This window comes from Streptomyces montanisoli (genome assembly GCF_017813245.1).
GTDB lineage: Bacteria > Actinomycetota > Actinomycetes > Streptomycetales > Streptomycetaceae > Streptomyces > Streptomyces montanisoli.
Genome location: NZ_JAGIQL010000222.1, coordinates 1 through 8,347 on the forward strand (window position 1 = coordinate 1; position 8,347 = coordinate 8,347).

Here is an 8,347-nt window from a genome sequence, read left to right on the forward strand (position 1 = left end):
CGAGGCACGCAGGCGCCCGCGCGACGATCCGCGGCGCGCCCCGGGCGAGGGCCGTTCGCGGGTGCGGCTCGACCAGCCGAGGACGCAGCGGCGCCGGCTGCTGCCCGAGTACGACCCGGAGGCCTTCGGCCGGCTCTCGGAGCGGGTGGCGCGCTTCCTCGGCACGGGCCGCTTCATCGTCTGGATGACGCTGGTCATCATCGTGTGGGTGGTGTGGAACATCGCCGCGCCCGTCGGGCTGAGGTTCGACCAGTACCCGTTCATCTTCCTGACGCTGACGCTCTCGCTCCAGGCGTCGTACGCGGCGCCGCTGATCCTGCTCGCGCAGAACAGGCAGGACGACCGCGACCGCGTCACCAGGGAGCAGGAGCGCAAGCAGGACGAGCGGTCGATCGCGGACACGGAGTACCTCACGCGCGAGATCGCGGCGCTGCGGATCGGCCTCGGCGAGGTCGCGACCCGCGACTGGATCAGGTCGGAGCTCGAGGACCTGGTGCGGGAACTGGACGACCGGCGTGACGGCGGGCGCGAGGAGCGGCGCGAGGACCGTCGCCTGAACGGGGCGGCGAGGGACCACACCGGCCGGGAGCGCTGAGCGGGTCACGAGCGGTCCCAGGCCGGGTCACGCGCGGGTCGCGGGCTGGCGCTGGGCGGGCTCGTACGGCGCCGTCGTGACGGCCGTCTCAACAGCGGCTCGGCGCTTCCCGGAGAGGGTGCGCGGCGCCGTACCATCTCGGTATGGCTACCGACACGTACGGAACCACCGTCCCCGCGCAGGACGCGGTGCGCGACGCGCTTGCGACGGTGAACGACCCCGAGATCCACCGGCCGATCACCGATCTCGGCATGGTCAAATCGGTGGAGATCGCGGACGACGGCGCGGTGGCCGTGGCGGTGTACCTGACGGTCTCCGGATGCCCGCTGCGCGACACCATCACCCGCGAGGTCACCGAGGCCGTGCAGCGGGTGGACGGCGTCACGTCGGTCTCGGTCGAGCTCGACGTGATGAGCGACGAGCAGCGCCGCGAGCTGGCGGCGTCGCTGCGCGGCGGCCAGACGGAGCGCGAGGTGCCGTTCGCGCAGCCGGGGTCGCTGACGCGCGTGTACGCGGTCGCCTCGGGCAAGGGCGGCGTCGGCAAGTCGTCGGTGACGGTGAACCTTGCGGCGGCGATGGCCGCCGACGGCCTCAAGGTCGGCGTCGTCGACGCGGACATCTACGGGCACAGCGTGCCGCGCATGCTCGGCGCCGACGGGCGGCCCACGCAGGTCGAGAACATGATCATGCCGCCGTCGGCCAACGGCGTAAAGGTCATCTCCATCGGCATGTTCACGCCGGGCAACGCGCCGGTCGTGTGGCGCGGGCCCATGCTGCACCGCGCGTTGCAGCAGTTCCTCGCCGACGTGTACTGGGGCGATCTGGACGTGCTGCTGCTCGACCTGCCGCCCGGCACCGGCGACATCGCCATCTCGGTGGCGCAGCTCGTGCCGAACGCGGAGATCCTCGTCGTCACCACGCCCCAGCAGGCGGCGGCGGAGGTCGCGGAGCGCGCCGGCTCGATCGCCGTGCAGACGCACCAGAAGATCGTGGGCGTCGTCGAGAACATGTCGGGGCTGCCGTGCCCGCACTGCGGCGAGATGCTGGACGTGTTCGGCACGGGCGGCGGCAAGCTGGTCGCGGAGGGGCTCACGCGCACGACGGGCGCCGAGGTGCCGGTGCTCGGCGCGATCCCGATCGACGTGCGGCTGCGCGAGGGCGGCGACGACGGCAGGCCCGTGGTCCTGACCGCCCCGGAGTCCCCGGCGGGCGCGGCGCTGCGCTCCATCGCGGACCGCCTGGGCGAGCGCAAGCGCGGGTTGTCCGGCCTGTCCCTGGGCATCACGCCGCGCAACAAGTTCTGACGCGACGGCAGGCAGCGGCAGGCGTGCGGCGTGGCATGCCGCGGGGCGGGCCGAACCCACCGCCCCGCCGGCGTGGTGCCGTCGCCCAGACCTCGCCTAGACCTGGGCGTCCTGGGCCTGGGCGTCCGGGGCCTCGGCCTCTTGAGCCTGGGCCTCTGCCTGGGCCGCGTCACGGTCCTGGGGCTCGTACGACCTGATGTCCTCGATGCGCGCGAAGCCGAGGCCGTACGCGCTCATGCCGCGCCCGTACGCGCCGAGGTGCACGCCGTGGGTGGACCCCGCGAGCACCCAGCCGTACTCCGACTCGCGGTAGCGGAACGGCGTCGGCACGCCGTCGACCGGCAGCGACAGGACGGCCCACTCCGGGCTCTCCAGGTCGTCGGCGAGTTCGAAGGCGATCTCCGTCTGCTGGGTCAGCCAGTCGTCGCGCAGGGTGTGGTCGAGCTGGCCAGGCCAGGTGCACGACAGCAGGCCCGAGCCCGCGAGCCACGCGGCGGACGACGCGGTCGTCGCGTCCAGCCGGCCCGTGCCGTCCCCGCTGCCCCGTGCGGGGCTCGCCGCGACGGTGATCACCACGACGAAGCGCTGCCTGTCCTCGCCGCTGTCGTCGCCGCCCGCGGACGCGGCCGCGGGCACCGCGATCGTCTCGGGCCTGACCGCGGGCTCCCCGCCGTGCCGCACCGCGCCGTGCTGCACGGTGCCGTCCGCGGCCGCGACAGCCTGCATGAGGCTGCGCGGACCCGTGTACGCGGCGTCGAGGCCGTACCAGGGGAAGCCTGCCCTGAGGTACCCGTCGACGGGTCTCGACGGCTCCAGCGTGTCCCGCTCCTCAGCCTCGTCAGCGACCTCCTGGGTCGCCGCCTGACTGGTCGTCTCCATCGGTCCGGCCCGCCTCCTCGATCTGCCCTGGGTCCGGGGACTCACACCTGCCGGACAGTTGGAGGATAGCCACCCCGCCCCCGCGGGGCAGGACAGGCGTGGCTCAGGTGGCGTCCGCGTCGAACGGCGGGTGGTCGCCGCCGTCCGGCTCCTCGCGCTTTTTGAGCAGGTCGGGGGTGGTGGAGGCGGCCGCGGAGCCGTTGGCGGAGGCGATCGGCACGGCTGCGGCGGCCGTGTCGCGGCCATGCACGGCGTCCGCGACCTCGGCCATCTCCTTCTTCATCTCGGCGACGCCGAAGTCCTTCTTCATGTCGGCGACGTCGGAGATCTCCTTGCGCAGGTCGAGGCTGCTGCGGATCTCCTTGAAGTCGTCGTTCTCCATGATCTGCTTGCGCACGAACGTCTTCGGGTTGAGGTCCTCGAACTCGAAGTCCTTGAACTCGGGGCCCAGCTCCGACCTGATGTCCTCTTTCGCGTTCTCCGAGAACTCGCGGACCTTGCGGATGAGCCGCGCGCCGTCCTGGATGACCTTCGGCAGCTTGTCCGGACCGAAAACGATCACGGCGAGGATCACGAGAGCGAGGATCTCCAGTGGGCCAATGTCGTTGAACACCTAGCAGCTCCTTGTGCTCTCCGTGCCGGCGGGAACGGGTCGGGTCCGTCCTGGTCCGCGGTGGGGTCAAGGTCCGGGCCGTTACACGGTACCCGCACCCACCGTCCCGGCGGTACCCTCCCCGGCGCGGTCAGCCGGACCCGGACAGCCGGCCGGGCCCGCCCGAAAGGCCGATCGGGGCCATGGAGCCGTTCATCGTCCGCAGTGCGCCCGCGGCGGCCGCGAGGGGCGCCGGCGGGGCGCTGTTGACCGCGTCGGCGGGGAAGACGGGCGCACCGAACGCGAGGCTCGGGACGGACGGCGCTGCGTAGGGCGGCGCCGCGAAGGACGGAGCCGCGAATGTGCGGGACGACAGCGCGGCGTGCACCGGCAGGTTCCGCGCCTGGAGCGTGCCAGGGGCGGCCGCGGCCCGCGCCGACGTGCCCGTTCGGGACAGCGGTCCGCCGCCGATGCCCTGGCGGCGGCCGGACTCCGCGGCCGTGGACGATCCGGCCACGCGCAGCGGTACGACGTTGTTGCGGGCGGGTGCGCCGGGGCCGGACGCGGCGGGGAGAGCGCCGCCGAGCGCGATCGCCGCGAGGGAGACGGCGCCCGCGGCCGCGAACGCGAACCGCCGCGCCCGCCAGGGCGAGCGCTCGGACTCCCGCTTGCCGACCTCGTGGATCGGGAAGACGGAGGCGCCGTGCGCACCGGCGTACCGGAAGGTGTCCATGTGCGGGCCGTGGGCGTCGGGCGCATCGAACACGCCGTGGCCGAACGAGCCCTGCCCGCCGCCGCCGAGGAACCCGCGGTCGAACGGGCCGCGCTTGTCGTCGTCATCGTGCGAGGACGTGCAGCCGCCGCCCGGCAGGCTCTGCAGGCGCGCGAGCAGCCCCGCGGACGGGGGCGGCGGCGCCACCTCGGCGAAGACGCTCTTCAGCCTGCGCTGGCAGTCCGCCTCGGCCTTGCAGCGGGCGCACGTCGCCAGGTGCGCGAGTACGCGCTCGCGCTCGTCGTGGTCGAGCTCGCCGTCCACCAGGGCGGCGAGCCGGTCCCCCAGGTGGTGTTCCGAGGGTGTCGGGCTGGGGCCGCTCACGCCGTTCCGCCCTCCCCGGCCACGCTGACGCCCGCCACCCCCACGAAGGAGCGGTGCTCGGCGCGTGCTTCGGGGGAACGGTGCTTGAGTGCCTTGCGCAGGTGCGAGCGGCCACGGTGGATCCTGCTGCGTACCGTGCCGAGCTTCACGCCGAGCGTGGCCGCGATCTCCTCGTACGACAGGCCCTCGATGTCGCAGAGCACGACCGCCGCGCGGAACTCGGGGGCGAGCGTGTCGAGCGCCTGCTGCACGTCCGCGTCGAAGTGCGTGTCGTGGAAGGCCTGCTGCGGGGACGGCTCGCGGCTCGCGAGGCGCTCCGCCGCGTCGTCGCCGAGCGCGTCGAAGCGGATGCGCTGCTTGCGGCGGACCATGTCGAGGAAGAGGTTGGTCGTGATGCGGTGGAGCCAGCCCTCGAACGTGCCGGGCGTGTACGTGGACAGCGAGCGGAAGACGCGGACGAAGACCTCCTGGGTCAGGTCCTCCGCGTCGTGCTGGTTGCCCGTGAGGCGGTAGGCCAGGCGGTAGACGCGTCCGCTGTGCGTGCTGACGATCTCCTCCCAGGTGGGAGGAGTCCACGCCTGCGACTCCGCATCCGATGCGAAGGTCGCGGTGACCGCGGAGTCGGTGGAGCGGGAACGGTCAGCAGTGTCGGTCACGGATTTCGGCTCACCTGCCGACCCGAGGAAGCGCCGAAGCACTCCCGTCCGATCCACAGTCGCGGCCGCACCTCCCCTGTCGGCTCTGGTGGTGTCCAGTAGAGCCCCTACCATAACCACCTCGCCCGTTAGCTCCGGATAAGAATCTTTACGCGAATTTGGATTCGGGCCGATTCCCCCGCCGTGCCCTCACCCCGCTCAACGTCCGGTGCCATCGGCGGGTTCCCGACCCCAGCGGATACAGTCACGGTTGCGCCGACACCGGGGGACAAGGAGAGGGTCATTACCGCCAACCGGCAGACGAGCTGGGCGTTCGCCGACGCCTTTGTCGCCGAGGACGATCCACTTCGCTGGGCCCGCGAGCGGGCCAGGGAGAGTGGGCTCCGCTCGGTGTCACCAGGCACCGGCGCCGCGCTGCGGCTGCTCGCCGCCACGGCGGACGCGAAGGCGGTCGCCGAGATCGGCACGGGCACCGGCGTCTCCGGCATCCACCTGCTGCGGGGCATGCGTCCCGACGGTGTGCTGACCACGGTGGACGTGGAGCCCGAGCGGCAGCAGTTCGCCCGGCAGGCGTTCCGCGCCGCGGGCTTCACGGGCAACAGGGCGCGCTTCATCCCCGGCCACGCGCTCGACGTGCTGCCGAGGCTCGCCGACGGCGGCTACGACATCGTCTTCTGCGACGGCGACCGGCTGGAGTCGCTGGAGTACCTGGCTGAATCGTTGCGCCTGCTGCGACCTGGGGGGCTTGTGTGCTTCGAGGGCGTCTTCGCCTCGGGCCGCACGATCGACTCCGCGGTCCAGCCGACCGAGGTGCTCAGGGTCAGGGAGCTGCTGCGGGCGGTGCGGGAGAGCGACGAGCTGCTGCCTTCGCTGCTGCCCGTGGGCGACGGCCTGCTGTGCGCCGTGCGCAGGGGGCCGTCAGCGGGCTGAGGGCGCCTGGCTGCAGGGGCGCGTCCACAGGGGCGGCCCGAGGGGGCACGGATCGGCCCCGGGCGCCGTACTGCCCCGGCACGGACCATTTTCGTCCGTACCGGGGCAGCGACGGTGTCGTTCGGGGTGACCCCCGGGGCGAAGGCTCGAGGGACGGTGGCGATGGCCGTCCCGCTCAGCCGACGACCTTCTTCAGCGCGTCGCCGAGAGCGTCCGCCTCGTCCGGGGTCAGCTCGACCACAAGCCGACCACCGCCTTCGAGCGGAACCCGCATGACGATGCCCCGCCCCTCCTTGGTCACCTCGAGCGGGCCGTCGCCCGTCCGCGGCTTCATGGCCGCCATGCTCGTTCCCCTTCCTGAAACCAGCTCGTCGCAGCCGGCGGCCCCGTGGCAGGCGCTGTGACACCGGCATCGAACACAATGCTTCCTGCGCATTATCCCGCATCGCACGACCCGATGACCAACATCGGACGGCATCGCTTGGGCAACGCGTTCGCGCAAAACCCCCCAATTCGGCGATCTGCCTGCGATACTTCGCCGCCCTGGCACACCACCGGGCCCCCGCCGTCCGTCATGCTGGTGCCCGCACGAGGGAAGACGAGCCCACGAAAGGACCCGGAACATGGCGGACACGGTGCTGTACGAGGTGCGCGACGGTCTCGCGACGATCACCCTCAACCGTCCCGAGGCGATGAACGCCCTGGACGTGGCGACGAAGGTGGCGCTCAGGGACTCCCTGCGGGAGGCGGCCGACGACAGCGCCGTACGCGCCGTGCTGCTGACCGCCGCGGGTGACCGCGCCTTCTGCGTGGGCCAGGACCTCAAGGAGCACGTCGCGCTGCTCGCCGAGGCCAAGGCGGCGGGGTCGACCGACACCATGCGCACGGTGCGCGAGCACTACAACCCCATCGCGCGCGCCATCACGACCATGCCGAAGCCCGTGGTGGCGGGCGTGAACGGCGTGGCCGCGGGCGCGGGGATGGGGTTCGCGCTGGCCGCCGACTACCGGGTCGTCGCGGAGACGGCGAGCTTCAACACCTCGTTCGTGGGCGTCGCGCTGGCCGCCGACTCCGGGCTGTCCTGGACGCTGCCGCGCATGATCGGCCAGGGCCGCGCCGCCGACCTGCTGCTCTTCCCGCGGACGGTGCGGGCGCAGGAGGCGTACGAGCTGGGCATGGTCAACCGCCTCGTGCCGGCCGCCGACCTGGCGGGCGAGGCCGCCGCCGTGGCGCGCGCGCTGGCGGAGGGACCGACCGTGGCGTACGCGGCGATCAAGGAATCGCTCGCGTACGGCACCGACCACTCGCTGGACGAGGCGCTGGAGAAGGAGGACGAGGGGCAGTCGAGGGCGGGCGCGTCCGAGGACCACGGGCTGGCCGTCGAGGCCTTCCTTGCGAAGCGGAAGCCGCGGTACCTGGGCCGCTGAGCCCTGGGTCGCCGAGCCCCGCACCGCGTCAGCGCGCGACGGTGACGTCCGAGAAGGCGCAGCCCGCCAGGTGGTCGTTGACCAGGCCGCACGCCTGCATCAGCGCGTAGGCCGTCGTGGGGCCCACGAAGCGGATGCCGCGCTTCTTCAGCTCCTTGGACAGCGCCGTCGACTCGGCCGTCACGGCCGGGACGTCCGCCGTCGTCACGGGCAGCGGGCGCCCGGCCGGGTCCTGCGCGTAGGACCAGATCAGCTCGGTGAGCTCGCCCGGCTGCCACGCGGCCAGCGTCTTCGCGTTCGCCAGCGTGGCGTCGACCTTGAGGCGGTTGCGGATGATGCCGGGATCGGCGAGCAGCCGCTCGCGGTCCTGCTCCGTGAACGCGGCGACCCGCGCGATCCCGAAACCCGCGAACGCCGCGCGGAAGGTCTCGCGGCGGCGCAGGATCGTGATCCAGGACAGGCCGGACTGGAACGCCTCCAGGCTGAGCCGCTCGAACAGCGCGTCGTCGCCGCGGACCGGGCGGCCCCACTCGGTGTCGTGGTACGCCACGTAGTCCTCGGTGGACAGCCCCCAGGGGCAGCGCGGGAGCCCGTCGGGGCCGGGCGCGGCGGGGGAAGCCGCGCTCATCGGCCGTCCTCCTCCTGCCCGTGACCGGGCTCGTAGCCCGGCTGGTACCCGGGCGGGGACCACGACGGCGGATCCTCCCGGTGGCCGGGCCACGCCTCCTGCGCGCCGTGGTCAGGCGCGCCGCCGGGCGTGCCATAGGCGGGCGCGCCGTAGCCCTGCGTGCCCTGGCCCGGTGCGGCGAAGCCCTGCGTGCCCTGGACGCCCTGGCCCGGGTCGCCGGGCCCGGCGGCGGGCCGCGCG

At 73.1% G+C, this 8,347-nt stretch carries 10 protein-coding genes and 1 pseudogene; 4 read left to right on the forward strand and 7 right to left on the reverse strand.

The features are described 5' to 3' along the window. On the forward strand, positions 1 to 595 hold a 595-nt coding region (locus tag JFN87_RS30245), incomplete at its 5' end, for a DUF1003 domain-containing protein (protein WP_209345248.1). A gap of 143 nt (positions 596 to 738) precedes the next feature. Beyond that, positions 739 to 1,899 (forward strand): Mrp/NBP35 family ATP-binding protein, encoded by a 1,161-nt coding sequence (locus tag JFN87_RS30250; RefSeq protein WP_209345250.1) that lies wholly within the window; start codon positions 739 to 741, stop codon positions 1,897 to 1,899. Between the two features lie 96 nt (positions 1,900 to 1,995). Here JFN87_RS30250 and JFN87_RS30255 read toward each other — a convergent pair whose 3' ends face one another. The 4 genes from JFN87_RS30255 to sigE form a co-directional block, all read right to left on the reverse strand. Beyond that, the gene (locus JFN87_RS30255; RefSeq protein ID WP_209345252.1) at positions 1,996 to 2,778 is read right to left on the reverse strand and encodes a hypothetical protein; all 783 of its coding nucleotides are present in this window, start codon (positions 2,776 to 2,778) and stop codon (positions 1,996 to 1,998) included. A 103-nt stretch (positions 2,779 to 2,881) separates the two neighbouring features. Next, positions 2,882 to 3,391, reverse strand: coding sequence for a sec-independent translocase (locus tag JFN87_RS30260; protein WP_209345254.1), 510 nt, complete (start codon positions 3,389 to 3,391; stop codon positions 2,882 to 2,884). Positions 3,392 to 3,521: 130 nt separating this feature from the next. Next, complete coding sequence (locus JFN87_RS30265) at positions 3,522 to 4,466, reverse strand: anti-sigma factor family protein (RefSeq protein ID WP_209345256.1); 945 nt, start codon at positions 4,464 to 4,466, stop codon at positions 3,522 to 3,524. Beyond that, on the reverse strand, positions 4,463 to 5,236 hold the full coding sequence (sigE, locus tag JFN87_RS30270) for an RNA polymerase sigma factor SigE (RefSeq protein WP_209345258.1): 774 nt from the start codon (positions 5,234 to 5,236) through the stop codon (positions 4,463 to 4,465). Before sigE ends, JFN87_RS30265 begins: the two co-directional genes overlap by 4 nt. A 99-nt stretch (positions 5,237 to 5,335) precedes the next feature. Here sigE and JFN87_RS30275 point away from each other — a divergent pair, with 99 nt between their 5' ends. Next, positions 5,336 to 6,052: an O-methyltransferase gene (locus tag JFN87_RS30275; protein ID WP_209345264.1), complete on the forward strand. Its 717-nt coding sequence runs from the start codon at positions 5,336 to 5,338 to the stop codon at positions 6,050 to 6,052. 175 nt (positions 6,053 to 6,227) lie between these two features. On the opposite strand, the gene JFN87_RS30280 is transcribed toward JFN87_RS30275, so the two are convergent. After that, complete coding sequence (locus tag JFN87_RS30280; protein ID WP_003966491.1) at positions 6,228 to 6,395, reverse strand: DUF3117 domain-containing protein; 168 nt, start codon at positions 6,393 to 6,395, stop codon at positions 6,228 to 6,230. 280 nt (positions 6,396 to 6,675) lie between these two features. On the opposite strand from JFN87_RS30280, the gene chcB reads away from it, so the two are divergent. Continuing rightward, positions 6,676 to 7,479, forward strand: coding sequence for a 2-cyclohexenylcarbonyl CoA isomerase (gene chcB / locus JFN87_RS30285; RefSeq protein WP_209345260.1), 804 nt, complete (start codon positions 6,676 to 6,678; stop codon positions 7,477 to 7,479). Positions 7,480 to 7,507: 28 nt separating this feature from the next. On the opposite strand, the gene JFN87_RS30290 is transcribed toward chcB, so the two are convergent. Both JFN87_RS30290 and JFN87_RS30295 read right to left on the reverse strand, forming a co-directional pair. Beyond that, complete coding sequence (locus tag JFN87_RS30290) at positions 7,508 to 8,107, reverse strand: DNA-3-methyladenine glycosylase I (RefSeq protein ID WP_209345262.1); 600 nt, start codon at positions 8,105 to 8,107, stop codon at positions 7,508 to 7,510. Beyond that, a pseudogene (locus JFN87_RS30295) lies at positions 8,104 to 8,347 on the reverse strand (hypothetical protein); the annotation flags it as partial. The pseudogene JFN87_RS30295 and the gene JFN87_RS30290, both read right to left, overlap by 4 nt.

Excerpts from the sequence above, each read along its gene's own strand:
- JFN87_RS30250 (WP_209345250.1), top strand. The coding sequence starts at position 739 with ATGGCTACCGACACGTACGGAACCACCGTCCCCGCGCAGGACGCGGTG.
- JFN87_RS30255 (WP_209345252.1), bottom strand. The coding sequence starts at position 2,778 with ATGGAGACGACCAGTCAGGCGGCGACCCAGGAGGTCGCTGACGAGGCT.
- sigE (WP_209345258.1), bottom strand. The coding sequence starts at position 5,236 with ATGGTAGGGGCTCTACTGGACACCACCAGAGCCGACAGGGGAGGTGCG.
- JFN87_RS30280 (WP_003966491.1), bottom strand. The coding sequence starts at position 6,395 with ATGGCGGCCATGAAGCCGCGGACGGGCGACGGCCCGCTCGAGGTGACC.
- chcB (WP_209345260.1), top strand. The coding sequence starts at position 6,676 with ATGGCGGACACGGTGCTGTACGAGGTGCGCGACGGTCTCGCGACGATC.
- JFN87_RS30290 (WP_209345262.1), bottom strand. The coding sequence starts at position 8,107 with ATGAGCGCGGCTTCCCCCGCCGCGCCCGGCCCCGACGGGCTCCCGCGC.